The 24,803-nt window shown below is 59.8% G+C and carries 24 protein-coding genes; 11 read left to right on the top strand and 13 right to left on the bottom strand.

Annotated elements, in window-relative coordinates:
* The first annotated feature begins 147 nt into the window (after positions 1–147).
* On the top strand, positions 148–582 hold the full coding sequence (locus PspR76_RS02000; protein ID WP_017529542.1) for a YkgJ family cysteine cluster protein: 435 nt from the start codon (positions 148–150) through the stop codon (positions 580–582).
* Positions 583–765: 183 nt separating this feature from the next.
* Here PspR76_RS02000 and typA read toward each other — a convergent pair whose 3' ends face one another.
* Both typA and thiI read right to left on the bottom strand, forming a co-directional pair.
* Positions 766–2,586: a translational GTPase TypA gene (gene typA / locus PspR76_RS01995; RefSeq protein WP_003217997.1), complete on the bottom strand. Its 1,821-nt coding sequence runs from the start codon at positions 2,584–2,586 to the stop codon at positions 766–768.
* Between the two features lie 139 nt (positions 2,587–2,725).
* A complete protein-coding gene (thiI, locus tag PspR76_RS01990) occupies positions 2,726–4,180 on the bottom strand; it encodes a tRNA uracil 4-sulfurtransferase ThiI (protein WP_159953736.1) in 1,455 nt (484 codons plus the stop codon).
* Positions 4,181–4,514: 334 nt separating this feature from the next.
* Between thiI and glnA the strand changes: the two genes are divergently transcribed.
* From glnA to ntrC, 5 genes are all read left to right on the top strand, one after another.
* Positions 4,515–5,921, top strand: a complete 1,407-nt coding sequence (gene glnA / locus PspR76_RS01985) for a glutamate--ammonia ligase (RefSeq protein WP_024072899.1) — start codon at positions 4,515–4,517, stop codon at positions 5,919–5,921.
* 213 nt (positions 5,922–6,134) lie between these two features.
* Complete coding sequence (locus PspR76_RS01980; RefSeq protein ID WP_159953735.1) at positions 6,135–6,677, top strand: chorismate mutase; 543 nt, start codon at positions 6,135–6,137, stop codon at positions 6,675–6,677.
* Between the two features lie 131 nt (positions 6,678–6,808).
* A complete protein-coding gene (locus PspR76_RS01975; protein WP_159953734.1) occupies positions 6,809–7,432 on the top strand; it encodes a hypothetical protein in 624 nt (207 codons plus the stop codon).
* Between the two features lie 232 nt (positions 7,433–7,664).
* Positions 7,665–8,750 (top strand): nitrogen regulation protein NR(II), encoded by a 1,086-nt coding sequence (gene glnL, locus PspR76_RS01970; protein WP_016979130.1) that lies wholly within the window; start codon positions 7,665–7,667, stop codon positions 8,748–8,750.
* Entirely contained in the window at positions 8,747–10,183 is a 1,437-nt protein-coding gene (gene ntrC, locus PspR76_RS01965; protein WP_003218003.1) for a nitrogen regulation protein NR(I), read from the top strand. Before glnL ends, ntrC begins: the two co-directional genes overlap by 4 nt.
* Before the next feature lie 812 nt (positions 10,184–10,995).
* Here the strand turns inward: ntrC and PspR76_RS01955 are convergent.
* The gene (locus PspR76_RS01955; RefSeq protein ID WP_159953732.1) at positions 10,996–11,436 is read right to left on the bottom strand and encodes a hypothetical protein; all 441 of its coding nucleotides are present in this window, start codon (positions 11,434–11,436) and stop codon (positions 10,996–10,998) included.
* Between PspR76_RS01955 and PspR76_RS01950 the strand changes: the two genes are divergently transcribed.
* Complete coding sequence (locus PspR76_RS01950) at positions 11,435–11,890, top strand: tRNA (cytidine(34)-2'-O)-methyltransferase (protein WP_003171120.1); 456 nt, start codon at positions 11,435–11,437, stop codon at positions 11,888–11,890. The two genes, PspR76_RS01955 and PspR76_RS01950, sit on opposite strands and share 2 nt — an antisense overlap.
* A gap of 151 nt (positions 11,891–12,041) precedes the next feature.
* Here the strand turns inward: PspR76_RS01950 and secB are convergent, their stop codons facing one another.
* From secB to PspR76_RS01935, 3 genes are read right to left on the bottom strand one after another with little or no spacing between them, the layout of a single operon-like run.
* A complete protein-coding gene (gene secB, locus PspR76_RS01945) occupies positions 12,042–12,521 on the bottom strand; it encodes a protein-export chaperone SecB (RefSeq protein WP_106577478.1) in 480 nt (159 codons plus the stop codon).
* A 42-nt stretch (positions 12,522–12,563) separates the two neighbouring features.
* Positions 12,564–12,818, bottom strand: coding sequence for a glutaredoxin 3 (gene grxC, locus PspR76_RS01940; RefSeq protein WP_053253893.1), 255 nt, complete (start codon positions 12,816–12,818; stop codon positions 12,564–12,566).
* Position 12,819: 1 nt separating this feature from the next.
* Complete coding sequence (locus PspR76_RS01935) at positions 12,820–13,233, bottom strand: rhodanese-like domain-containing protein (protein ID WP_159953731.1); 414 nt, start codon at positions 13,231–13,233, stop codon at positions 12,820–12,822.
* A 151-nt stretch (positions 13,234–13,384) separates the two neighbouring features.
* On the opposite strand from PspR76_RS01935, the gene gpmI reads away from it, so the two are divergent.
* From gpmI to PspR76_RS01915, 4 genes are all read left to right on the top strand, one after another.
* A complete protein-coding gene (gpmI, locus tag PspR76_RS01930) occupies positions 13,385–14,911 on the top strand; it encodes a 2,3-bisphosphoglycerate-independent phosphoglycerate mutase (RefSeq protein WP_159953730.1) in 1,527 nt (508 codons plus the stop codon).
* Between the two features lie 256 nt (positions 14,912–15,167).
* Positions 15,168–16,463, top strand: coding sequence for a murein hydrolase activator EnvC family protein (locus PspR76_RS01925; RefSeq protein WP_159953729.1), 1,296 nt, complete (start codon positions 15,168–15,170; stop codon positions 16,461–16,463).
* 30 nt (positions 16,464–16,493) lie between these two features.
* Positions 16,494–17,810 (top strand): S41 family peptidase, encoded by a 1,317-nt coding sequence (locus PspR76_RS01920; RefSeq protein ID WP_159953728.1) that lies wholly within the window; start codon positions 16,494–16,496, stop codon positions 17,808–17,810.
* A 1-nt stretch (position 17,811) separates the two neighbouring features.
* Positions 17,812–18,585 carry a divergent polysaccharide deacetylase family protein gene (locus PspR76_RS01915; protein ID WP_159953727.1) on the top strand — a complete coding sequence of 258 codons (774 nt, stop codon included), beginning with the start codon at positions 17,812–17,814 and terminating at the stop codon, positions 18,583–18,585.
* Between the two features lie 124 nt (positions 18,586–18,709).
* Here the strand turns inward: PspR76_RS01915 and PspR76_RS01910 are convergent, their stop codons facing one another.
* The 7 genes from PspR76_RS01910 to PspR76_RS01880 all read right to left on the bottom strand — a co-directional run bounded on the left by PspR76_RS01910 (position 18,710) and on the right by PspR76_RS01880 (position 24,494).
* Complete coding sequence (locus PspR76_RS01910) at positions 18,710–19,465, bottom strand: substrate-binding periplasmic protein (protein WP_159953726.1); 756 nt, start codon at positions 19,463–19,465, stop codon at positions 18,710–18,712.
* 66 nt (positions 19,466–19,531) lie between these two features.
* Positions 19,532–20,302 carry an imidazole glycerol phosphate synthase subunit HisF gene (gene hisF / locus PspR76_RS01905; RefSeq protein ID WP_003171107.1) on the bottom strand — a complete coding sequence of 257 codons (771 nt, stop codon included), beginning with the start codon at positions 20,300–20,302 and terminating at the stop codon, positions 19,532–19,534.
* 9 nt (positions 20,303–20,311) lie between these two features.
* On the bottom strand, positions 20,312–21,049 hold the full coding sequence (hisA, locus tag PspR76_RS01900; protein WP_003187784.1) for a 1-(5-phosphoribosyl)-5-[(5-phosphoribosylamino)methylideneamino]imidazole-4-carboxamide isomerase: 738 nt from the start codon (positions 21,047–21,049) through the stop codon (positions 20,312–20,314).
* Positions 21,050–21,088: 39 nt separating this feature from the next.
* The gene (locus tag PspR76_RS01895) at positions 21,089–21,346 is read right to left on the bottom strand and encodes a DUF2164 domain-containing protein (RefSeq protein WP_159953725.1); all 258 of its coding nucleotides are present in this window, start codon (positions 21,344–21,346) and stop codon (positions 21,089–21,091) included.
* The gene (gene hisH, locus PspR76_RS01890; protein ID WP_159953724.1) at positions 21,347–21,985 is read right to left on the bottom strand and encodes an imidazole glycerol phosphate synthase subunit HisH; all 639 of its coding nucleotides are present in this window, start codon (positions 21,983–21,985) and stop codon (positions 21,347–21,349) included.
* Positions 21,985–22,578 (bottom strand): imidazoleglycerol-phosphate dehydratase HisB, encoded by a 594-nt coding sequence (gene hisB / locus PspR76_RS01885; protein WP_159953723.1) that lies wholly within the window; start codon positions 22,576–22,578, stop codon positions 21,985–21,987. Before hisB ends, hisH begins: the two co-directional genes overlap by 1 nt.
* A gap of 254 nt (positions 22,579–22,832) precedes the next feature.
* The gene (locus tag PspR76_RS01880) at positions 22,833–24,494 is read right to left on the bottom strand and encodes an OFA family MFS transporter (RefSeq protein ID WP_159953722.1); all 1,662 of its coding nucleotides are present in this window, start codon (positions 24,492–24,494) and stop codon (positions 22,833–22,835) included.
* Between the last annotated feature and the right edge of the window lie 309 nt (positions 24,495–24,803).

Genomic DNA, 24,803 nt, shown 5'->3' with positions numbered 1-24,803 from the left:
CATTCACCTTTGCCGGAATTTAATGCAGGGGTCGTGCCCAATTGGCCTTTGCGCAGCCTTCGGGCTGAAAGCCGCAAAATATTGTTCAAAAAATCATCAATCCCGGTATTATCGCGCGCCCGGATATAGCCCCACCTTGGAACCCTGATGAAGCCTCAACTGATCGCCGCTGCGGAACTCGACCGTCTCGAGACTTGGCAGAAATATTCCGCCCACATGTGCGGTGGCTGCGTGTCCAGCTGCTGCACGCTGCCGGTTGAGGTGAAGATCAAGGACCTGATCCGCATTGGCATCGTCGATGAATTCGAACGCGGCGACCCGCCGAAGAACATCGCCAAGCGTTTGCAGAAGGAAGGCATCGTCGAGCGCTTCAATTCCAAATCCGAGATTTTTACCCTGCAGCGCATGAGCAACAACGATTGCTTGTACCTGGATCGTAAGACGCGCTTCTGCACTATTTATGACAAGCGCCCGGATACGTGCCGCAACCACCCAAAAATCGGGCCGCGCCCAGGGTATTGCGCGTATAAGCCCAAAGAAGTGGTGCGCGAGACCAAGTTCAAGACCCTCGATAAGTTCTGATGATCGTTCCCACGCTCTGCGTGGGAACGCCTCTTGGGACGCTCCGCGTCCCGCCTCTTAGTGCGGACGCGGAGCGTCCTGGGCTGCATTCCCACGCAGAGCGTGGGAACGATCAGCGATCAGGCATAAAAAAACGCCCCCGGCCTTTCGACCGGGGGCGTTTTTCATTCAGCCTGAGTTAACTCAGTTCTTGGCTTTCTTGGCAGCGCGGGTACGCTCGCCTTCGTCCAGGATCTTCTTACGCAGGCGGATCGACTTAGGCGTAACTTCGCACAGCTCGTCGTCCTGGATGAATTCCAGAGCCTGTTCCAGGGTGAAGCGAACAGGTGGAACCAGGGCGATGGTTTCGTCTTTACCCGAAGCACGCATGTTGTCGAGCTTCTTGCCTTTGGTTGGGTTGACGCCCATGTCGTTGTCACGGCTGTTCAGACCAACGATCTGACCGTTGTAGATCTCTTGACCGTGTTCAACGAACAGCTTGCCACGCGCCTGCAGAGTTTCCAGGGAGTAGGTCAGCGCCTTGCCGGTTTCTACCGATACCAGAACACCGTTTTGACGGCCGGACATGTCGCCGGACTTCATGGTGTCGTAGCGATCGAAGATCGAGGTCAGGATGCCAGCACCGTTGGTCAGGGTCAGGAACTGGTTACGGAAACCGATCAGACCACGAGCAGGGATGTTGTATTCCAGACGCACACGGCCTTTGCCATCCGGCACCATGTTGGTCAGGTCGCCCTTACGCAGGCCCATCTCTTCCATGACCTTGCCCTGGGATTCTTCAGGGGTGTCGATGGTGACGTTTTCGAACGGTTCCTGCTTCACGCCGTCAACCTGACGGATGATCACTTCAGGACGACCAACGCCCATTTCGAAGCCTTCGCGACGCATGGTTTCGATCAGTACCGAGAGGTGCAGCTCACCACGGCCGGAAACCTTGAACTTGTCAGCCGAGTCGCCTTCTTCAACGCGCAGAGCAACGTTGTACAGCAGCTCTTTGTCCAGACGTTCCTTGATGTTACGGGATGTCACGAACTTGCCTTCTTTACCGCAGAAAGGCGAGTCGTTTACCTGGAAGGTCATGGAAACGGTTGGCTCGTCAACGGTCAGAGGCTTCATCGCCTCGACGTTGTCCGGCTGGCACAGGGTGTCGGAGATGAACAGCGAGTCCATACCGCTTACGCAAACGATGTCACCGGCAAACGCTTCTTCAACGTCGATGCGGTGCAGACCGTGGTGACCCATCAGCTTCAGGATACGGCCGTTGCGTTTCTTGCCGTCGGCGCCGATGGCGACAACCGGGGTGTTCGGCTTGACGCTACCACGAGCGATACGGCCAACACCGATAACACCCAGGAAGCTGTTGTAGTCCAGTGCCGAGATTTGCATCTGGAACGGGCCTTCACGGTCAACTTTTGGCGCTGGTACGTTGTCGACGATCGACTGGTACAGCGGGGTCATGTCTTCAGCCATGTCGGTGTGTTCGAGACCGGCAATGCCGTTCAGGGCCGAGGCGTAGACGACTTTGAAGTCCAGCTGTTCTTCGGTAGCACCCAGGTTGTCGAACAGGTCGAAGATCTGGTCCAGAACCCAGTCCGGACGTGCGCCTGGACGGTCAACCTTGTTGATGCACACGATCGGACGCAGGCCGGCTTCGAAAGCCTTCTTGGTCACGAAACGGGTTTGCGGCATAGGGCCGTCTTGGGCATCAACCAGCAGCAGAACGGAGTCAACCATCGACATTACGCGTTCAACTTCGCCGCCGAAGTCGGCGTGGCCCGGGGTATCCACGATGTTGATGTGGTAGCCGTTCCAGTTGATGGCGGTGTTTTTAGCCAGGATGGTAATACCGCGCTCTTTTTCCTGGTCGTTGGAGTCCATCACGCGCTCGTCGTTGAGCTCGTTGCGCTCCAGGGTGCCGGATTGACGCAAGAGTTTGTCTACCAGGGTGGTTTTACCATGGTCAACGTGAGCAATGATGGCGATGTTACGTAGATTTTCGATCACTTGTGTATCTCGATCAGAGGATTCGGTGTGCTGACAGGTCGTGGCAGCGATTAACAGTAGAGTCAGGCCTTGCCGTTACAGCTTGACGGCAGAGTCGGGGGGCCGGTGACGCAGGCCACAGGCAAACAGCCCCGGGCTCTTAGCTCGGTCGATAAACGCGCACATTGGCATGCCCCTCACTGAGCAAATGGTGGGCATGCAGGCGACTCATCACGCCTTTGTCGCAATACAGCAGGTACTGACGGCTGTTATCCAGTTCCTTGAAACGCGCGTTCAATGCATAGAACGGCAGCGTTTGCACGTCGATGCCAGCGATTTCCAGTGGCTCATCTTCAGCGGCATCCGGGTGACGGATGTCGACGACGATCTGGCCGGCCAGGGCTTCGCTGACTTCTTCGATTTGCACGTCTTGGCCCAATTCGTCGATTACGCGATCGATCGGCACCATTTTGGCGTTCTCGAGCGCACGCTCCAGAATCGCCATGTCGAACTGTTGTTCTTCGTACTCCACGCGGTTGCGTTTGGCGTGGGTCTTGGGGTTCACCGAAATGACCCCGCAATATTCAGGCATGTGCTTGGCGAAATCCGCCGTGCCGATTTCTTCGGCCAGGTCGATGATGTCCTGCTTGTGACTGGCGATCAGCGGGCGCAGCACCAGCTTTTCGGTCACGCAGTCGATCAGCGACAGGTTCGGCAGCGTCTGGCTGGACACCTGGGAGATCGCTTCACCGGTCACCAGTGCGTCAATCTGCAACTGATCGGCGATTCGGGACGCAGCGCGCAACATCATACGCTTCAATACTACGCCCATATGACTGTTATCGACTTTACCGAGAATTTCGCCGAGCACTTCCTCGAACGGCACGCTTACGAATAGCACGCGTTGGGAGCTGCCGTACTTCTTCCAGATAAAGTGCGCGACTTCCATCACGCCCAATTCATGTGCACGCCCGCCCAGATTAAAGAAGCAGAAGTGGCTCATCAGGCCGCGGCGCATGATCTGGTAGGCCGCCACGGTGGAATCGAAACCGCCGGACATGAGAACCAGGGTCTGTTCCAGGGCGCCCAGCGGGTAGCCGCCGATGCTGTTGTGCTGGCTGTGAATCACAAACAACCGTTGGTCGCGAATTTCCATGCGCACTTCAATTTGCGGCGCTTTAAGGGAAATTCCGGCGGCGCCGCACTCGCGACGCAGCTTGCTGCCGACGTATTTTTCGACGTCCATGGAGCTGAAGGTGTGCTTGCCGGCACGCTTGCAGCGCACCGAAAAAATCTTGCCTTCAAGCTCGCTGCCGTAGTGCAGTTTGCACTTTTCGGTGATGTCGTCGAAGTCGCCCAGCGGGTACTCATCCACCTGCAGGAAATGCGCGATGCCCGGCATGCAGCTCAGGCGCTCGGTCATATCCTTCAAGGCTTTGGCGTCGGTAATACGGGTTTCCAGCTCGAGATTGTCCCACACGCCGTTCACCACCACAGCCGGGTCCAGGTCTCGGAGCACGGCACGGATGTTCTTGGCCAACTGACGGATGAAACGCGTCCGTACCGGTCGGCTTTTGATGGTGATCTCGGGGAAGACTTTAACGATTAATTTCATGGAAACAGCGCGCGCCGGGCCTGCTGAAAAAGGGGGGCGCGGATTATAGCGGAAATCGCTCAAGGTTTAACCAGTTAATATGCATTGTGCTCTGCGCGCACCAAAACGGGTCATTTACTTAAATTAACGCTACATTGCAGTGCGTTATTTATTCCGCTTCAGCGGATTGCACCGTTATAGGGGCCATTTTGAAGCAAAAAGGCCATGTTGGCGCACTGGCATGCAATTTGCTCTCTTGTGAGGCAGGTTGCCTTGGTCGAGTATTCGCGCCGGCATCACCCACATTCTAAGGGCTAACTCCACTACCCCAGCCCGAAGCCACCCGGAGGACACCATGTCGAAGTCGGTTCAACTCATCAAAGATCATGACGTTAAATGGATTGATCTGCGCTTCACGGACACTAAAGGTACTCAGCACCACGTGACCATGCCGGCTCGCGACGCGCTGGATGATGCTTTCTTCGAAGAAGGCAAAATGTTCGACGGTTCCTCCATTGCTGGCTGGAAAGGCATCGAAGCCTCCGACATGATCCTGATGCCGGACGACAGCACTGCCGTTCTCGACCCGTTCACCGAAGACCCAACCCTGATCATCGTCTGCGACGTGATCGAGCCTTCGACCATGCAAGGCTACGACCGCGACCCACGTGCGATCGCCAAGCGTGCCGAGGAATACCTGAAGTCGACCGGTATCGGCGACACCGTATTCGTAGGCCCGGAGCCAGAATTCTTCATCTTTGATTCGGTCAAGTTCAAGTCCGACATCTCCGGCTCCATGTTCAAAATCTTCTCCGAACAAGGTTCGTGGATGTCCGACCAGGACGTGGAAGGCGGCAACAAAGGCCACCGTCCAGGTATCAAAGGCGGCTACTTCCCGGTTCCGCCGTTCGACCACGACCACGAAATCCGTACCTCCATGTGCAACGCCATGGAAGAAATGGGCCTGGTCATCGAAGTTCACCACCACGAAGTGGCGACTGCCGGCCAGAACGAAATCGGTGTGAAGTTCAACACCCTGGTTGCCAAGGCTGACGAAGTTCAGACCCTGAAGTACTGCGTACACAACGTGGCTGATGCCTACGGCCGTACCGCTACCTTCATGCCTAAGCCACTGTACGGCGATAACGGTTCGGGTATGCACGTTCACCTGTCCATCGCCAAAGAAGGCAAGAACACCTTCGCTGGCGAAGGTTATGCCGGCCTGTCCGACACCGCCCTGTACTTCATCGGCGGTATCATCAAGCACGGTAAGGCCCTGAACGGCTTCACCAACCCGTCGACCAACTCCTACAAGCGTCTGGTCCCAGGCTTCGAAGCACCGGTAATGCTGGCCTACTCGGCTCGTAACCGTTCCGCTTCGATCCGTATTCCTTACGTGTCCAGCCCTCGTGCTCGCCGTATTGAAGCGCGCTTCCCGGATCCAGCAGCCAACCCATACCTGGCCTTCGCTGCCCTGGTAATGGCCGGCCTGGACGGTATCCAGAACAAGATCCACCCTGGCGACGCCGCCGACAAAAACTTGTACGACCTGCCGCCTGAAGAGGCCAAAGAGATCCCACAAGTGTGCGGCAGCCTGAAAGAAGCCCTGGAAGAGCTGGACAAGGGCCGTGCGTTCCTGACCAAAGGCGGCGTATTCAGCGACGACTTCATCGATGCCTACATCGAGCTGAAAAGCGAAGAAGAAATCAAAGTACGCACCTTCGTACACCCACTGGAATACGAGCTGTACTACAGCTGCTGATCCGGTAGCGCTGCTTAACGCGGCGTAACGAAAAAGACCTCCTTCGGGAGGTCTTTTTTTTGCCTGGGGTTTGTGCAAACTCACTGCATCGGGTGTGCAAATCCTATTTAAAATGTGGGAGCGGGCTTGCCCGCGATAGCACAGTAACAGCCGCCTGGTGTATTGCTGACACACCGTCATCGCGGGCAAGCCCGCTCCCACAGGAGATCACCCTTGAAGTTTGGATTTGTATTCGCCCTGCTGTTCGTCAGCGCCAGCGCCAGTGCCAGCGCTGCACCGCCTACCCTCGCGCCGTTGCTCGACAGCATCGCCGAGCGCCTGGCCATCGCCGACGAGGTCGCACTGAGCAAATGGGACAGCCACAAGGCCGTGGAAGATCGCCCTCGTGAACAGGCTGTGATCGCCAGCGTGAGAGCCCAGGCACCGAGCTACAAAGTGGCGCCTGACGCGGCGGAGCAGTTCTTCAGTGCGCAGATTGAAGCGAACAAATTGGTGCAATACACCCGGCTGTCGGACTGGCACTTCACCGGCAAGGCACCCGACACGCCGCGCCCGGATCTGGTCGGCAAGATTCGCCCCCAATTGGACCAACTGCAAAAGCGCCTGCTACAGCAGCTGGCGGACTTCAGCCCCGAACGCAGCAACCCGCAGTGCCCTCAATGGTTGGCGCAGGCCGTACACGAACCGCTTCGCGACCCGCTGACCCAAATCGCCATGGCCCGTGCCACAGCCGAGCTGTGCATCTATACGCCTTGACCGACCTGGGCCTGCTTCATTGAAGGCCCATTCCCAGTATTCGTGTTAAACCGCAGAAATGTCTGATACTTCCCAGGCAGTCGAGCTTCTACGATGCAGCGTCCAGCCGCCAGCCGCCGACGTACTTCGCGATGACTCTCAACTGCCAGCTCCTGTGTTCACTGACGCTCGCAATCAGCCAGCTGACCGAAGTACAACCCGCACTCGACTCCGCCTCCGACACCGAGCCCAACGCCTGGACGGTGGAGACACCGTATCCGGACAGTACGATAATCAACGCCAGAATCACTGGCACAGCCACTCACGCACAAAAAACCAGCATCGCAATCCTGCAAGTCGCCTGCTACAGCTCCCCCTCTCGCCCGATGATTTCGCTGCTGACCCACACCGATAAATTGCGCTTCAACCCCAATATTTACGAAGGCCCGGACGCTCGATCCTCAGGACCACTCAGCCTTACCACCGGCGCCCTCCCTGCACGAACTTACCGTGTAAACGGCTACTACAGCGCAGAACCCACCCAGCAGCATGGCGTACTGTTTAAATTCACCATGCCCGCTAATCGCCAAGAACTGCGCGAGTGGATCGCCAATAACACGCACGGCCAACTGATCACGATGACCTTGCCCTCAGCAATCCCCGGCGACTCGCCGCTGACCGCAGAGTTCGTCCTCCCCCAAAACAGCACTGGCCTGCACGAGATCGTCAAATCCTGCCTGAACAACCGCAAAAACACGCCTAAAAAACCTTCCTGAACAAAGCGCGCAAAACTGCACTATATTGGTGCGGTAGGCCGCACCCTTCCCAACCAAACAGCCCATTTTGGTTCGAATCTTCCCGAGCAGGCTGGCAGAACGCCACAGTTTCGAGCCTTAAACCCCTGTTTCAGGGCTTTAACGCTTCTTTTCGGAGCTTTGGTTTGGTTTTTGCATTTTCCTTGTATCAGCGTGTGCCTCAAGCCCGCGCCTTGCTCCAAAAGAGGTCCTGATGACCATCAGCGATGCACTGCACCGATTGTTACTCGACAACCTGACCACCGCGACCATCTTGCTCAACGACGACCTGCGTCTTGAGTACATGAACCCGGCGGCGGAGATGCTCCTGGCTATCAGCGGCCAGCGCAGCCATGGGCAGTTCATCAGCGAATTGTTCACCGAGTCGGCCGAAGCCTTGAGCTCGTTGCGCCAGGCGGTGGAGCAGGCACACCCGTTCACCAAGCGCGAAGCGATGCTCACCGCCCTCACCGGCCAGACGCTGACCGTCGACTACGCCGTAACCCCAATCCTGAGCAACGGCGCGACCCTGTTGCTGCTCGAAGTACACCCGCGCGACCGCCTGCTGCGCATCACCAAAGAAGAGGCGCAGCTGTCCAAGCAGGAAACCAGCAAGATGCTGGTACGCGGCCTGGCCCATGAGATCAAGAACCCCTTGGGCGGGATTCGCGGCGCGGCGCAACTGCTGGCCCGCGAGCTGCCGGACGAGAACCTCAAGGACTACACCAACGTCATCATTGAGGAAGCCGACCGCCTGCGTAACCTGGTGGACCGCATGCTCGGCTCCAACAAGTTGCCGTCGCTGGCGATGACCAACGTGCACGAGGTGCTGGAGCGCGTTTGCCAGTTGGTGGAAGCCGAAAGCCAAGGCTGCATCACCCTGGTGCGCGATTACGACCCGAGCATTCCCGACGTGTTGATCGACCGCGAGCAGATGATCCAGGCGGTGCTCAATATCGTGCGCAACGCCATGCAGGCCATCAGCAGCCAGAACGAGTTGCGCCTGGGCCGCATCAGCCTGCGCACCCGTGCCCTGCGCCAGTTCACCATCGGCCATGTGCGCCATCGCCTGGTGACCAAGGTCGAGATCATCGACAACGGCCCGGGCATTCCTGCGGAACTGCAGGAAACCATCTTTTTTCCCATGGTCAGCGGCCGCCCGGACGGCACCGGGCTGGGCCTGGCCATTACCCAGAACATCATCAGCCAGCACCAGGGTCTGATCGAATGTGAAAGCCATCCCGGCCACACCACGTTCTCGATCTTTCTGCCTCTGGAACAAGGAGCCCCATCGACATGAGCCGTAGTGAAACCGTCTGGATCGTCGATGACGACCGTTCTATCCGCTGGGTCCTCGAGAAAGCCTTGCAACAGGAAGGCATGACCACCCAGAGCTTCGACAGCGCCGACGGGGTGATGAGCCGCCTGGCACGCCAGCAGCCGGACGTGATCATCTCCGACATCCGCATGCCGGGCGCCAGTGGCCTGGACTTGCTGGCGCGCATCCGCGAACAGCACCCGCGCCTGCCGGTAATCATCATGACCGCGCACTCGGACCTGGACAGCGCTGTCGCGTCCTACCAGGGCGGCGCCTTTGAATACCTGCCCAAGCCCTTCGACGTGGACGAGGCGGTGGCGCTGGTCAAACGCGCCAACCAGCACGCCCAGGAACAGCAGAACCAGGAAGCCCCGCCGGCCCTGACGCGTACCCCGGAAATCATCGGCGAAGCGCCGGCGATGCAGGAAGTGTTTCGCGCCATTGGCCGCTTGAGCCATTCCAACATCACCGTGCTGATCAACGGCGAATCGGGCACCGGTAAAGAACTGGTGGCGCATGCATTGCACCGTCACAGCCCACGGGCAGCCTCGCCGTTTATCGCGCTGAACATGGCGGCGATTCCCAAGGACTTGATGGAGTCAGAGCTGTTCGGCCACGAGAAAGGCGCGTTCACCGGCGCAGCCAACTTGCGTCGCGGCCGCTTTGAACAGGCGGATGGCGGCACGCTGTTCCTGGATGAAATCGGCGATATGCCAGCCGATACGCAAACCCGCTTGCTGCGCGTACTTGCCGACGGCGAGTTCTACCGCGTGGGTGGGCACACGCCGGTCAAGGTCGATGTGCGCATCATTGCGGCGACCCACCAGAACCTGGAAACCCTGGTGCACGCGGGCAAATTCCGTGAAGACTTGTTCCACCGTCTGAACGTAATCCGCATCCACATCCCACGCATGTCTGACCGTCGCGAAGATATCCCGACGCTCGCGCGGCACTTCCTCAGTCGCGCCGCCCAAGAGCTGGCCGTTGAACCGAAGCTGCTGAAAAGCGAGACCGAGGAATACCTGAAGAACCTGCCGTGGCCGGGCAACGTGCGCCAGCTGGAGAACACCTGCCGCTGGATCACGGTGATGGCGTCGGGGCGCGAAGTGCATATCAGCGACTTGCCGCCAGAGCTGTTGAGCCTGCCGCAGGACTCGGCACCGGTGACCAATTGGGAACAGGCGCTGCGCCAATGGGCCGACCAGGCCCTGGCACGCGGCCAGTCGAACCTGCTGGACAGCGCCGTGCCGGCTTTCGAGCGGATCATGATCGAAACCGCCCTGAAGCACACCGCCGGCCGCCGCCGCGACGCCGCCGTGCTCCTGGGCTGGGGCCGCAATACCTTGACGCGCAAGATCAAGGAGTTGGGCATGAAGGTGGATGGTGGCGATGATGATGAGGGTGATGAGGGCTGATTGATCGTTCCCACGCTCTGCGTGGGAACGCAGCTCTGGACGCTCCGCGTCCCATTTCAAAGTCGTGACGCGGAGCGTCACTGGAGGCATTCCCACGCGGAGCGTAGGAACGATCATCCACTGAAGAACCCATGTGGGAGCGGGCTTGCTCGCGAAGGCGGTGTGTCAGTCAACAGGTGTATCGACTGATGAGGCGCCTTCGCGAGCAAGCCCGCTCCCACATTTGGATCTCCACAAAGTTCCAGGACCGTGCACCGCTTCAATGCACCATGAACTAGCATCGCGCACGGATCCAACGCCTGAAACACCTGCCTGATTAAAAAAATATTAAACCGTAAAAACACCAAAGCCCCGTATTCCGGGGCTTTGCGCTTTCTGGCAAATTTTTTTGGTGAGAATTGCAAATTCTGGCACGCGCCCTGCAATAAGCCTTGTACTACCCAGTTTCGGGGACCTTGGTACAGGCAGGCCGAGAATCCCCTCTTTACACCCGGGGTGCTTGATGCAAACAGCGTCGTGCCCCACACCCGTTTCGGGAACCTCGGTACAGGCAGGCCGGGGATTCCCTCTTTAACACCGAAGCCTTTGGCTTCATCCCGTTTTGGGAGCCCTGGTACAGGCAGGCCGGGAACTCCCTTCTTTACACCCGGGGCTTATGCGGCACAGCGCCCATAGCCCCAGCCCGTTTTGGGAGCCCTGGTACAGGCAGGCCGGGAACTCCCTTCTTTACACCCGGGGCTTATGCGGCACAGCGCCCATAGCCCCAGCCCGTTTTGGGAACCTTGGTACAGGCAGGCCGGGGATTCCCTCTTTTATTCCTCGTGCAGATGGATCTGCAGCCGCCAGCGGCCATCGGCCTTCTCCCCCTTCCACTCCCCGCGCAACGGCCGAGCCGCCACCAGGTTCAGCAGCAAGCCGGCATCGGTCTTGCGGGTGCGCCAATTCACATCCTTGTCGTTGACCTTGAGTTGCCCACTGGCGGCCATGCCCTGCGCGTCGAATAACAGCGCCACGGTGCCATCGATATGCTCGCCATGCAGCTTGGGTTCGCTGTTGAACCACACCACCAAGCCGTCGGCCGCCGTCTCCACCTGCTGCAGCGCGACCGGGTCCGGCGTGGTCAGGCGGCCGATCATCAAACCGATCATCAAGCCGACAATCGCCAATGAGCCCATGACCCGAGGCATAAGCTTCGGTCTTGGGTCGTCTTCAGGGGTAGAATGCAGCGCATCTTTGCCTTCGGAGCCGTGCATGTTTCACGTCATCCTTTTTCAACCAGAAATTCCGCCGAATACCGGCAACGTTATCAGGCTGTGCGCCAACAGTGGCTGCCACCTGCATTTGATCGAGCCGCTGGGCTTCGACATGGACGACAAACGCCTGCGCCGCGCCGGGCTGGACTACCACGAGTACGCCACGCTCAAGCGTCACGCCGACCTCGCAAGCTGCCTGGAAAGTCTGGGCCACCCACGGCTGTTCGCGTTCACCACCAAAGGTTCGCGGCCGTTTCATGATGCCAGCTTTGCCGAAGGCGACGCGTTCCTGTTCGGCCCTGAGAGCCGTGGCCTGCCGGCCGAGGTGCTTGACGCCCTGCCCGACGGCCATCGCCTGCGCTTGCCGATGCGCGAGGGTTGCCGCAGCTTGAACTTGTCCAACACCGTAGCCGTTGCCGTCTACGAAGGCTGGCGCCAGCTGGGCTTCAAGTAATACACCAAACAAAATGTGGGAGCGGGCTTATGTGGGAGCCGGGCTTGCCCGCGATGCAAGCACCTCGGTGTGTCAGGCACACCGCGGTGAAGCTATCGCAGGCAAGCCAGCTCCCACATAAGCCAGCTCCCACATTTTTTACAGCGTCGACTTACTGAACGGTCGACGAACCTTCTGTTTGCATACGCTGCAGTTCTTGCGCGTACAGAGCATCGAAGTTCACCGGAGCCAGCATCAGCGCAGGGAACGAGCCACGGGTGACCAGGCTGTCCAGGGTCTCACGGGCGTACGGGAACAGGATGTTCGGGCAGAACGCGCCCAGGGTGTGGCTCATGGAGGCTTCGTCCAGGCCCTGGATCAGGAAGATACCGGCCTGTTGCACTTCAGCGATGAACGCCACTTCTTCGCCGTTCTTGACGGTGACCGACAGGGTCAGCACGACTTCGTGGAAGTCGCCTTCCAGTGCCTTTTGACGGGTGTTCAGGTCCAGCGCAACGCTTGGGGTCCATTCCTGGCGGAAGATGGCCGGGCTTTTCGGCGCTTCGAACGACAGGTCACGCACGTAGATCCGCTGCAGCGAAAACTGTGGGCCTTGGTCTTGCGCTGCTTCAGTGTTCTGTTGGTCAGTCATCGCAGATCCTTCTTGATCTTGGGGTCTTTTAGGGTTTAGGAGTCAGACGAGCAGCAGCGCATCGAGTTTACCGGCGCGCTCCAGGGCGAACAGGTCATCGCATCCACCGACATGCTTGTCGCCGATCCAGATCTGCGGCACGGAGGTGCGTCCCGCTTTCTTGGTCATCTCGGCGCGCACTTGGGGTTTGCCGTCGACCTTGATCTCTTCGAAGGCAACGCCCTTTTTCTCAAGCAGAGCCTTGGCTCGCATGCAGTAAGGGCAATAATCGCTGGAATAAACGACAACCTGGCTCATATCACTTCACCAGCGGCAGGTTATCGGCCTTCCAGCTGCCGATACCGCCGGACAGTTTGGCGGCGGTGAAACCGGTCTTGAGCATCTCGCGGGCGTGGGTGCCGGCGTGCTGGCCTTGGGCGTCGACCAGAATGATGGTCTTGGACTTGTATTTTTCCAGCTCGGCCAGGCGTGCGATCAGCTTGTCCTGTGGAATGTTCAGGGCGCCGACGATATGGCCGGCGGCAAAATCCTTGGCCGGGCGAATATCCACGACAACGGCCTCATCCTTGTTGACCAGTGCGGTCAGCTCCGACGTGCTCAGGCTGCGGCCACCGCGGCTCATTTCATGAGCGATCAGCAGCGCCAGCAGGATGACGAAGGCACCCGCGAGCAGGTAGTGGGCAGTGGCAAATGCAATCAGGTGATCAACCATCAAGGAGGTTCCAGGGCGTTAAAATGGCGGTAAGTATACACAGCCGTCAGGGGGGGCCAACCCCCGTAAAGCGGTGACGTGGTCGGAACTTCGCTTTAAACTGCTACTCCCTTTTAGATTGCCTTCCTTTATTACCGCCGCGAGAGGATCTATGACTACTACGCCTAAACCTTTGGTCCTGATAATTCTCGATGGCTTCGGACACAGTGAAAGCCACCACGACAACGCCGTTTACTCCGCCAAGAAGCCGGTACTCGACCGCCTCACCGCCACCGTACCCAACGGATTGATCTCGGGTTCCGGTATGGATGTAGGCTTGCCGGACGGCCAGATGGGCAACTCGGAAGTCGGCCACATGAACCTCGGCGCCGGACGAGTGGTATACCAAGACTTCACACGCGTGACCAAATCGATCCGCGACGGCGAGTTCTTCGAGAACCCGACGATCTGCGCAGCGGTAGATAAAGCAGTCGCAGCCGGCAAGGCCGTGCACTTCATGGGCCTGTTGTCCGATGGCGGCGTACACAGCCACCAGGACCACCTGGTCGCGATGGCCGAACTGGCGTTCAAGCGCGGCGCCGACAAGATCTACCTGCACGCCTTCCTCGACGGTCGCGACACACCGCCGAAAAGCGCGCAATCGTCCATCGAACTGCTCGACGCCACCTTCGCTGCGCTGGGCAAAGGCCGCATCGCCAGCCTGGTCGGTCGCTACTTCGCCATGGACCGTGACAACCGCTGGGACCGCGTCGCCCAGGCGTACAACCTGATCGTCGACGGCCAGGCCGAATTCAACGCCGCCACCGCCCAGGAAGGCCTGGCTGCCGCCTACGCCCGTGGCGAGAGCGATGAATTCGTCAAGGCCACCACCATCGGCGAGCCGGTGAAGGTCGAAGACGGCGACGCCGTGGTGTTCATGAACTTCCGCGCCGACCGTGCCCGCGAGCTGAGCCATGTGTTTGTCGACGCCGGCTTCAAGGACTTCGAGCGCGCGCGCCAGCCGAAAGTCGAGTTCGTGATGCTCACCCAATACGCCGCCAACATCCCGGCCCCGTCGGCGTTCGCGACGGGCAGCCTGGAAAACGTGCTGGGCGATTACCTGGCGAAAAACGGCAAGACCCAGCTGCGCATCGCCGAAACCGAGAAATACGCCCACGTGACCTTCTTCTTCTCCGGTGGCCGCGAAGAGCCGTTCCCAGGTGAAGAACGCATCCTGATTCCGTCGCCAAAAGTCGCCACCTACGACCTGCAGCCGGAAATGAGCGCGCCGGAAGTCACCGACAAGATCGTCGACGCCATCGACAACCAGCGTTATGACGTGATCGTGGTCAACTACGCCAACGGCGACATGGTTGGCCACAGCGGCAACCTGGAAGCGGCCGTAAAAGCCGTGGAATGCCTGGACCTGTGCGTCGGGCGCATCGTCGACGCCCTGGAAAAGGTCGGCGGCGAAGCGCTGATCACTGCCGACCACGGCAACTGCGAGCAGATGTCGGATGAATCCACCGGCCAGGCTCACACTGCCCACACGACTGAACCAGTGCCGTTCATCTACGTCGGCAAGCGCGACCTGAAAGTGCGTGAAGGCGGCGTGTTGGCGGATGTGGCGCCGACCATGCTGAAGCTGATGGGGCTGGAGAAGCCGAAAGAGATGACCGGCACCTCGATTCTGGTCTGAGCCTGAGAAACACCGCAAGCCCCTGTGGGAGCTGGCTTGCCTGCGATGGCATCAACTCGGTCTATCTGAAGCACCGAAGTGTCCGCATCGCAGGCAAGCCAGCTCCCACATTGGTTTTCGGGGTTTTCACAGATATCTTTTTGCCATACCACCGCCACTCGGCACCTATCTTGCCTCCCAGCCTGAATTGGGCGTTTTTTTTGCCGCGCTTGGCGGGCATACTAGGCCGTCCCTTTCCCTGGTGTCGCCCGCCTCTATGCTTCGCGCCTTGATTACCCTCGCTCTAGTCTGCTTGCTCCAACCGGCGTTTGCCGATGAGCGCGCACAAACCCAACAACAGTTGGACGCTACGCGTCAGGACATTACCGAGCTGAAAAAACTGCTCGGCAAACTCCAGGAAGAAAAATCCGGGGTGCAGAAAGACCTGCGCGGCACGGAAACCGAGATGGGCAAGCTCGAGAAGCAGGTCCAGGAGCTACAAAAAGAATTAAAGAAGAGCGAGTCGGAACTGGAGCGACTCGACGCTGAGAAAAAAAAACTCCAGAGCGCCCGCGTTGAACAGCAACGCCTGATCGCCATCCAGGCCCGCGCCGCGTACCAGAGCGGCCGCCAGGAATACCTCAAGCTGCTGCTCAACCAGCAGAACCCGGAAAAATTCGCGCGCACCCTCACCTATTACGACTACCTGAGCAAGGCACGCCTGGCGCAATTGAAGGGGTTTAACGAAACCCTGCGCCAACTGGCCAATGTCGAACAGGAAATTGCCGACCAACAGTCGCAGCTGCTCGACCAGAAAACCGCCCTCGACACCCAGCGCGACCAGCTGGACAAGGTACGCAAGGAACGCCAACTGGCCCTGGCCAAGCTTAATGACGACGTGAAGGCCCGTGACGCCAAGCTGCAGGCCCGCGAGCAAGACCAGGCCGATCTCGGCAAAGTGCTCAAAACCATCGAGGAAACCCTGGCCCGCCAGGCACGTGAGGCCGAAGAAGCGCGGCAGAAAGCGCTGATCGCCCAGCAGGAAGCGGAAAAAAAACGTCAGCGTGAGGCCGAACTGGCCGCTACGACGGACGCACCGGCACCGCGTAAACCCGCACATGCAGCCCCTGGCCCGCTGGTTTCCAGCGCCGGCGAGAACTTTGGCGGCCCTTTTGCTTCAGCTCGCGGCAAACTTCCATGGCCTGTTGATGGTCGACTACTGGCACGCTTCGGTGAAACCCGTGGCGATGACACCCGCGCCAAGTGGGACGGCGTGATGATCAGCGCCGCTGCCGGCAGCCAGGTCCACGCCGTCCACGGTGGGCGCGTAGTGTTTGCCGATTGGCTGCGCGGTGCCGGTTTGTTGGTGATTCTTGACCACGGTAATGGCTATTTGAGCCTTTACGGCCACAATCAGACTTTACTCAAGTCGGCAGGTGATGTTGTAAAAGCCGGTGAATCCATCTCCACTGTCGGTAACAGTGGTGGCCAGGACACTCCGGCGCTGTACTTCGCTATTCGTCAGCAGGGCCGCCCGAGCGACCCTGCACAATGGTGCCGTTCCCAAGGATAGGGCCGCATCTACATTAGGAGTTCGTTCGACATGCTGCATTTGTCCCGCCTCACTTCGCTGGCCCTGACGATCGCCCTGGTGATCGGCGCGCCTCTGGCTTTTGCCGACCAGGCTGCTCCAGCTGCGCCCGCCGCCACGGCAGCGACCACCAAGGCGCCGCTGCCGCTGGACGAGCTGCGTACCTTTGCCGAGGTCATGGACCGGATCAAAGCCGCGTATGTCGAACCCGTAGACGACAAGACCCTGCTGGAAAATGCCATCAAGGGCATGCTCAGCAACCTCGACCCGCACTCCGCCTACCTCGGCCCGGAAGATTTCGCCGAGCTGCAGGAAAGCACCAGCGGTGAGTTCGGTGGCCTGGGCATAGAAGTCGGCTCTGAAGACGGCCAAATCAAAGTGGTCTCGCCCATCGACGATACGCCTGCTTCCAAGGCCGGTATCCAGGCCGGCGACTTGATCGTGAAGATCAACGGCCAGCCGACCCGTGGCCAGACCATGACCGAAGCCGTCGACAAGATGCGCGGCAAGCTCGGCCAGAAAATCACCCTGACCCTGGTGCGCGACGGCGGCAACCCGTTTGACGTGACCCTGGCCCGCGCGACCATCACGGTCAAGAGCGTGAAGAGCCAGCTGCTGGAGTCGGGCTACGGTTACATCCGTATCACCCAGTTCCAGGTCAAGACCGGCGACGAAGTGGCCAAGGCCCTGGCCAAGCTGCGCAAAGACAACGGCAAGAAACTCAATGGCATCGTGCTCGACCTGCGTAACAACCCAGGCGGTGTGCTGCAGGCGGCGGTGGAAGTGGTCGACCACTTCATCACCAAAGGCCTGATCGTCTACACCAAGGGCCGTATCGCCAACTCCGAGTTGCGCTTCTCGGCCACCGGCAATGACTTGAGCGAAGGCGTGCCACTGGCAGTGCTGATCAACGGCGGCAGCGCCTCGGCGTCGGAAATCGTCGCCGGTGCCCTGCAAGACCAGAAACGTGGCGTGCTGATGGGCACCACCAGCTTCGGCAAAGGCTCGGTACAAACCGTGTTGCCGCTGAACAACGAGCGCGCACTGAAGATCACCACGGCGCTGTACTACACGCCGAACGGTCGTTCGATCCAGGCCCAGGGCATCGTGCCGGACATCGAAGTGCGCAAAGCCAAGATCACCAACGAGATCGACAGCGAGTACTACAAAGAGGCCGACCTGCAAGGTCACCTGGGCAATGGCAATGGCGGTGCCGACCAGCCAACCGGCAGCGGCGCCAAAGCCAAGCCGATGCCGCAGGACGACGATTACCAACTGGCCCAGGCGTTGAGCCTGCTTAAAGGCCTGAGCATCACGCGCAGCCGTTGATATGCGTTTTGCCCTGATCATCGCTGTGCTGTGCAGCCTGGCCGGGGTCGCCCACGCGACCCCGGCCAGCGAATCGCATAAAGCCTATCTGACCCTCATCATCGACGACCTTGGGCAAAACCTGCCCCGGGATCGCCGCGTACTGGCCCTGCCTGGGCCGGTAACCACCGCCATCATGCCGGACACGCCCCACGCCGCCGAATTCGCCCGCGAAGCGCACAAGGCCGGCAAGATCGTGATCCTGCACATGCCCATGGACCCGGCCACCGGGCCGTTCGCCTGGCACCCGGACCTGCCGATCGAAGAACTCGGCAAGCGCCTGGATGCTGCCTTCAAGGCCGTGCCCTACACCGCCGGCATCAACAACCACATGGGCAGCCGCATGACCGCCCAACGGGACGCCATGGCCTGGTTGATGGGCGAGCTGCAACGGCGCAACAAGTTCTTCGTCGACAGCCGCACCAGCGCGCAGACCGTGGCCGCTGCCGAAGCGCAGAAGATCGGCCTGGCGCATGTGTCGCGGGACGTATTCCTCGATGACGAGCGCACCGAAGCGGCCATTTCCACGCAACTGCAAACCGCGATCAAGCTGGCCCACAAGCAAGGCTCGGTGGTGATGATCGGCCATCCTTATCCACAAACCCTGGCGGTGCTGGAGCGCGAGCTGCCCAAGCTCAAGGCGCAGGGCATTGACTGGATTGATATCAAGTTGATGATCAGCGTGCGTGGCAACCAGGCCATGGCCGGGCATGGCAAGAACGGTCAGTACCGTTAAATAAGATGGCGACATTCCAGTGTGGGAGCTGGCTTGCCTGCGATAGCGGTCTTTCAGTGACAAATAGGTCAACTGAACCACCGCTATCGCAGGCAAGCCAGCTCCCACCGTGATTTCTGTCGGTTTAGAGGTAGCGCGCCATGATCTCGTCGACGCCGCCGTCTTTGCGCAACTGATCCAGCGCGGCCTGCAGCTTGGCCACCAGCTCATCCGGCACATCTTTGTTCAACGCAAGATAGAGCTGGGCGCTGTTGAAGCGCAGCACGGTCTTGAGCCCCGTCACGCCCACCTGACGCGCCAGGTAACGCCCGGCGGGATCACCCGTCGCCCATAGGTCGATCTGGCCATCCATGAGCTTTTGCGCGTTGTCCTGGTCGCGTAACACCACCAGCGGATTGAGGCCCTGCTTCTCCAGGGTTTCGGCAATGGCGTCGCCCTTGTAGGCGCCAATCTTGTAGCGACGGGCGTGTTCAAGGTCCGCCAGTTCGATCTTGCTGTCAGCCTTGGCCAGCATCACCCAGTCGTCGGGGCCGATGGGACCGACCCATTTGAACAAGGCTTCACGACCCGGCAGGCGCGCCATCACGAATACGCCGTAACCGGGCTTTTCCAGGGCGAGTTTGTAGATTCGCTCCCAAGGAAAACGCAGGGTCAGGTTGTAGGAAATACCGGCACGCTTGAACGTCTCGCGCACGATGTCGACGGCGATGCCTTCGATGTTCTCGTCCTTGGCGAAGTTCTTGCCGTTTTTCGCCATGTTGTAGGGCGGGAAGTTTTCCGTCAGCAACACCAGGGAGGCGTCGGACGGCTCTTCGGCACGGGCCGAGCCTGCCAAAAGCATGGAAGTACTGGCGAGGGCGAGCAGCAGGTGTTTGAACATGAAGGTTACCGGAATCCATGGCAAGCGCAGAGAGTGCCGCGCGCCTGCCATGGTGTCCAGCAGCGTTTAGCGAACGACGATACCGCGCGCCGCCATGTAGGCCTTGGCCTCGGGAACGGTGTATTCGCCAAAGTGGAAAATACTCGCCGCCAGCACTGCGCTGGCATGGCCTTCGATCACGCCGTCGGCCAAGTGCTGCAGGTTGCCGACACCGCCGGAAGCGATCACTGGAATACCCAGCGCATCACTGATGGCGCGGGTTACGCCCAGGTCGAAGCCGTTTTTCATGCCGTCCTGGTCCATGCTGGTCAGCAGGATTTCACCGGCGCCCAGGCCTTCCATCTTCATCGCCCACTCCACCGCGTCCAGGCCGGTCGGCTTGCGACCGCCGTGGGTGAAGATCTCCCAGCGCGGGGTTTCGCCCGGGCCGGAGACTTTCTTGGCGTCGATGGCGACCACGATGCACTGCGAACCGAAGTGCTGCGCGGCTTCACCGACAAACTCCGGGTTGAACACGGCGGCGGTGTTGATCGAAACCTTGTCCGCACCGGCGTTGAGCAGGTTGCGGATGTCTTGCACCGTGCGCACGCCACCGCCCACGGTCAGCGGGATAAACACCTGGCTGGCCATGCGCTCGACGGTATGCAGCGTGGTGTCGCGGCCGTCGACGCTGGCGGTGATGTCGAGAAAGGTAATCTCGTCGGCACCTTGCTCATCGTAGCGACGGGCGATTTCCACCGGGTCGCCGGCGTCACGGATGTTCTCGAACTTGACGCCCTTGACCACGCGACCGTTGTCGACGTCCAGGCAAGGGATGATGCGTTTGGCCAGCGCCATGGTCAGTCCTCAGCCGTTGTAGGCGTCGCAGTAAGCCTGGGCTTCGGCGACGTCCAGGGTGCCTTCGTAGATCGCGCGGCCGGTGATGGCGCCGATGATGCCGGGCGCCTTGGCGTCCAGCAGCGATTTAATGTCGCCCAGGTTGTGAATGCCACCGGAGGCGATCACCGGAATCTTCGTTGCAGCCGCCAGAGCAGCGGTGAACGGTACGTTGCAGCCCTGCATCATGCCGTCTTTGGCGATGTCGGTATAAACGATGGCGGATACGCCGTCGGCTTCGAACTGCTTGGCCAGGTCGATCACTTGCACGGTGCTGATTTCAGCCCAGCCGTCGGTGGCGACGAAACCGTCTTTGGCGTCCAGGCCGACAATCACCTTGCCCGGGAATGCGCGGCAGGCTTCAGCGACGAACGCCGGATCTTTCACGGCCTTGGTGCCGATGATCACGTAGCTGACGCCGGCCTTGACGTAGTGCTCGATGGTTTCCAGGGAGCGGATACCGCCGCCGATCTGGATCGGCAGGTTCGGGTAGCGCTTGGCAATGGCGGTAACTACTTCGCCATTCACCGGCTGGCCTTCGAAGGCACCGTTCAAGTCCACCAGATGCAGACGACGGCAGCCACCTTCTACCCATTTGGCAGCCATGCTCACCGGGTCATCGGAGAACACGGTGGAGTCTTCCATGCGGCCTTGGCGCAGGCGTACACAAGCGCCGTCCTTGAGATCGATAGCGGGGATAATCAGCATCTGGCAAACCTTATTCGATATTCAGCAATGCTTGGGAAATCAGGGTTTCTCAAGCGACCACAGGTCGCTTTCGATGCTTTCGAACCTTTCTTTAAGGAGCGTCTGCGTGTCGAAAATCGCCCTGTTGTAATAGTGCGGCGCCACTTCGGTGGTGAACAGCTCAAGAATCTCGGCGACCTCGAACGAGCCCAGCTTGAGCTCGAAGCGGTCCTCCATGAAGCGCTTGATCTTGAGGGTAGCCTCACTCTCCTGCTCGGGCGTGAGGTTCAAGATCGGCAACTTCGGTTTCTTGGCCATTTACCAGCGACCATCCCACGCGGCGAAGTTCTGCAGCAATTGCAGGCCATGGGTATGGCTCTTCTCCGGGTGAAACTGCACGGCAAACCGCGAGCCTTCGGCCAGCGCTGCGGCAAAGTCGACGCCATAGTGCCCGCCACCGACCACCTGGCGCGGGTTACCCGCGGCGATGTAGTAGCTGTGCACGAAGTAGAAGCGCGCCATGTCCGGGATTTCATGCCACAGCGGGTGGTCGACGGTGCGGCGCACTTCGTTCCAGCCCATGTGCGGGACTTTCAGGTGTTCGCCGTCTTCGTGCAGGTCTTTGCCGAAGAACTTCACCTGGCCCGGGAACAGGCCGATGCAGTCGACGCCGTCGTTCTCTTCACTGCGATCGAGCAAGGCTTGCATGCCCACGCAAATGCCGAGAAACGGACGGTCCTGGCTGACTTCACGCACCAGGCTGTCAAAGCCCAGGCGGCGGATCTCGGCCATGCAATCGCGAATCGCGCCGACGCCGGGAAATACCACCCGGTCGGCTTCGCGAATCACATTGGCATCGCTGGTGATCAGCACCTTGCCGGCGCCTACGTGCTCGAGGGCCTTGGCCACCGAGTGCAGGTTACCCATGCCGTAATCGATAACCGCGACCGTCTGCATTACAGAACGCCCTTGGTCGAGGGCATTTGCCCGGCCATGCGGTCATCCAGCTCCACGGCCATGCGCAGGGCGCGGCCGAAAGCCTTGAACACGGTTTCGATCTGGTGGTGGGTGTTGGTGCCGCGCAGGTTGTCGATGTGCAGGCTGACAAGTGCGTGGTTGACGAAACCCTGGAAAAACTCCTGGAACAGGTCGACATCGAAGCCGCCCACGGTGGCGCGGGTGTAGGGCACGTGCATCTGCAGGCCTGGGCGGCCGGAGAAGTCGATGACTACGCGCGACAGCGCTTCGTCCAGCGGGACATAGGCGTGGCCGTAGCGACGGATGCCTTTTTTGTCGCCGATGGCCTTGGCAAATGCCTGGCCGAGGGTGATGCCTACGTCTTCCACCGTATGGTGGTCGTCGATATGCAGGTCGCCCTTGCACTCGATATCCAGGTCGATCAGCCCATGACGGGCGATCTGGTCCAGCATGTGCTCAAGAAAAGGGACACCGATATTAAATCGGGCCTTTCCGGTGCCATCCAGGTTGATCGAGGCTTTGATCTGGGTTTCCAGAGTGTCGCGCTCGACGGACGCCTTACGTTCGGCCATCACCAGCTCCGCAAAATCATTGGGCGAAAAAGGCAGCCATTATAGGGGCGCGGGCGCCAAACAGAAACATCGAAGGGGATAAGACTGATGGAGTGTCGGGGATAGACATGTGCATACAAGTGTGGGAGCTGGCTTGTGGGAGCGGGCTTGCTCGCGAAAGCGGTGTGTCAGCCAATACATGTGCTGACTGATCCATCGCATTCGCGAGCAAGCCCGCTCCCACACAAGCCCGATCCCACAAGGGTTACGCGGTGTTAGTGGAACAATACTGCGGTTTTCTGCAGGGTGACCCACACGCCCCACGCCAACGGAATACCCACTACCAGCCAGGCAGCGATCGCCATTGGCACGCTGCCGGACGAGGCTTTCCACTCCAGAGAAGTCGTGGCGTCAGCCCCTTTGTCGTGACCCAGCGCCTGTTCGGCAGCCAGCTGCGCATCGGTCATGAAGTACTTGTCGGCCACCGGGCGAACCAGCAGGTTGCAGATGAAGCCCAGCACCAGCAGGCCTGCGAGGATGTACAAGGTGATGTCGTAAGCCGCAGCGCGCGGAACGCCAATGCTCAGCTGATACTCACGCAGGTAGTTCACCAACACCGGACCAAGCACGCCCGCCGCCGCCCAAGCGGTCAACAGGCGACCGTGGATCGCGCCGACCATTTGCGTACCGAACAGGTCCGCCAGGTAGGCCGGGACCGTCGCAAAACCACCGCCGTACATCGACAGGATGATGCAGAACGCGGCCACAAACAGCGCAACGTTGCCCAGGTGTCCCAGGTTCGGAATCAGCGCGTACAGGGCAAAGCCCAGGGCGAAGAACACGAAGTAGGTATTTTTACGGCCCAGGTAATCGGAGAACGACGCCCAGAAGAACCGGCCACCAATGTTGAACAGGCTGAGCAAACCGGTGAACCCGGCCGCGATTGCAGCAATAGACGCCAGTTGACCGGCATCCAGTTGGCCAAACGTCAGACCATTACCCAGCAACTTGCCACCGAACACTTCCTGCAGCAGCGGCGACGCCATGCCGAGGATGCCGATACCGGCCGATACGTTCAGGCACAGCACCAGCCACACCAGACGGAATTGCGGGGTTTTCCAGGCCACGTTCACGTGCACGTGACGATGAGTGATCATCGCGTTATTGGCTTTTTTCGCCGGGGCGGTCCAGCCCTCAGGCTTCCAGCCGGTCGGCGGAACGCGGTAGGACAGTGCGCCACCAATCATGAACACGAAGTAGATCACGGCCATGACCACGAAGCTCTGCCATACGCCCACGCTTGTCGGCGAAGCGAAGTGGCCCATCAGCGCTGCAGCCAACGGTGCACCCACCATTGCGCCGCCGCCGAAGCCCATGATCGCCATGCCGGTGGCCATGCCGCGCTTGTCCGGGAACCACTTGATCAGGGTCGACACGGGCGAGATGTAGCCCAGGCCCAGGCCGATACCGCCAATCACTCCAGAGCCGATCCACATCAGCCAGATCTGGTGGGTGTAAACGCCCAACGCCGAGATCAACAGGCCGCCGCACCAGCACAAGGCCGATACAACGCCGGCTTTACGTGGCCCGGCATGTTCCAGCCAGCCGCCCCAGATCGCTGCCGAGCAGCCCAGGAAGATGAAGAACAGGGTGTAGATCCAGCCCAGCATGGAGATGGGCCAGTCGCACTGGGACGAGAAGACTTGCGCGATAAAGCTCATGTCCGGTGCACAGGCAACCGGTGCGGTGATACCCAGCGCCTTGGACAGTGGCAGCCAAAACACCGAGAAGCCGTAGGCCATGCCGATGCAGAGGTGGATGGCCAGGGCGGCCGGTGGAACCAGCCAGCGGTTGAACCCCGGCTTGGCGATAATGCGCTCCTTGGACAGGAACGCAGGCTGTGCGGCAGTATTGCCAGCCGCAGTGCTTGTGCTCATTGGTGTTTCCCCCAGTTATTAGTATGTGTCCGTCAGGCGCTCTCTCCCTCGGCCTTGCACGCAAAGCGTTGGCCGTTGTTGTTGAGTAAAGCTCCTTTTGAGCGCGACGCTGTGTCGCAGACGACAGACGAACCCGCGCAGATTAGCACCAGTGGATGACAGAAAAACCAAACTGATATCACCTTTTTCACGCAATCTGATTTGTTCGTCGGCAAAATCCGATTTTGCCGACGCTGGATACAATGTAACGATGCGTGAACTGACGCAGGCCGTCGGGCGTTATACTCTGCGGCTAAATTTTGAAATCGA

Source organism: Pseudomonas sp. R76, assembly GCF_009834565.1.
Taxonomy (GTDB): domain Bacteria; phylum Pseudomonadota; class Gammaproteobacteria; order Pseudomonadales; family Pseudomonadaceae; genus Aquipseudomonas.
This window is presented reverse-complemented; position numbering and strand designations above follow the sequence as displayed.

Excerpts from the sequence above, each read along its gene's own strand:
- PspR76_RS01925 (WP_159953729.1), top strand. The coding sequence starts at position 15,168 with ATGCTTCGCGCCTTGATTACCCTCGCTCTAGTCTGCTTGCTCCAACCG.
- PspR76_RS01915 (WP_159953727.1), top strand. The coding sequence starts at position 17,812 with ATGCGTTTTGCCCTGATCATCGCTGTGCTGTGCAGCCTGGCCGGGGTC.
- hisA (WP_003187784.1), bottom strand. The coding sequence starts at position 21,049 with ATGCTGATTATCCCCGCTATCGATCTCAAGGACGGCGCTTGTGTACGC.
- grxC (WP_053253893.1), bottom strand. The coding sequence starts at position 12,818 with ATGAGCCAGGTTGTCGTTTATTCCAGCGATTATTGCCCTTACTGCATG.
- ntrC (WP_003218003.1), top strand. The coding sequence starts at position 8,747 with ATGAGCCGTAGTGAAACCGTCTGGATCGTCGATGACGACCGTTCTATC.
- PspR76_RS02000 (WP_017529542.1), top strand. The coding sequence starts at position 148 with ATGAAGCCTCAACTGATCGCCGCTGCGGAACTCGACCGTCTCGAGACT.
- PspR76_RS01955 (WP_159953732.1), bottom strand. The coding sequence starts at position 11,436 with ATGCACGGCTCCGAAGGCAAAGATGCGCTGCATTCTACCCCTGAAGAC.
- PspR76_RS01950 (WP_003171120.1), top strand. The coding sequence starts at position 11,435 with ATGTTTCACGTCATCCTTTTTCAACCAGAAATTCCGCCGAATACCGGC.
- thiI (WP_159953736.1), bottom strand. The coding sequence starts at position 4,180 with ATGAAATTAATCGTTAAAGTCTTCCCCGAGATCACCATCAAAAGCCGA.
- glnA (WP_024072899.1), top strand. The coding sequence starts at position 4,515 with ATGTCGAAGTCGGTTCAACTCATCAAAGATCATGACGTTAAATGGATT.
- hisB (WP_159953723.1), bottom strand. The coding sequence starts at position 22,578 with ATGGCCGAACGTAAGGCGTCCGTCGAGCGCGACACTCTGGAAACCCAG.
- PspR76_RS01975 (WP_159953734.1), top strand. The coding sequence starts at position 6,809 with ATGACTCTCAACTGCCAGCTCCTGTGTTCACTGACGCTCGCAATCAGC.
- hisH (WP_159953724.1), bottom strand. The coding sequence starts at position 21,985 with ATGCAGACGGTCGCGGTTATCGATTACGGCATGGGTAACCTGCACTCG.
- PspR76_RS01910 (WP_159953726.1), bottom strand. The coding sequence starts at position 19,465 with ATGTTCAAACACCTGCTGCTCGCCCTCGCCAGTACTTCCATGCTTTTG.
- hisF (WP_003171107.1), bottom strand. The coding sequence starts at position 20,302 with ATGGCGCTGGCCAAACGCATCATCCCTTGCCTGGACGTCGACAACGGT.
- PspR76_RS01935 (WP_159953731.1), bottom strand. The coding sequence starts at position 13,233 with ATGGTTGATCACCTGATTGCATTTGCCACTGCCCACTACCTGCTCGCG.
- glnL (WP_016979130.1), top strand. The coding sequence starts at position 7,665 with ATGACCATCAGCGATGCACTGCACCGATTGTTACTCGACAACCTGACC.
- PspR76_RS01880 (WP_159953722.1), bottom strand. The coding sequence starts at position 24,494 with ATGAGCACAAGCACTGCGGCTGGCAATACTGCCGCACAGCCTGCGTTC.
- PspR76_RS01920 (WP_159953728.1), top strand. The coding sequence starts at position 16,494 with ATGCTGCATTTGTCCCGCCTCACTTCGCTGGCCCTGACGATCGCCCTG.
- gpmI (WP_159953730.1), top strand. The coding sequence starts at position 13,385 with ATGACTACTACGCCTAAACCTTTGGTCCTGATAATTCTCGATGGCTTC.
- PspR76_RS01895 (WP_159953725.1), bottom strand. The coding sequence starts at position 21,346 with ATGGCCAAGAAACCGAAGTTGCCGATCTTGAACCTCACGCCCGAGCAG.
- secB (WP_106577478.1), bottom strand. The coding sequence starts at position 12,521 with ATGACTGACCAACAGAACACTGAAGCAGCGCAAGACCAAGGCCCACAG.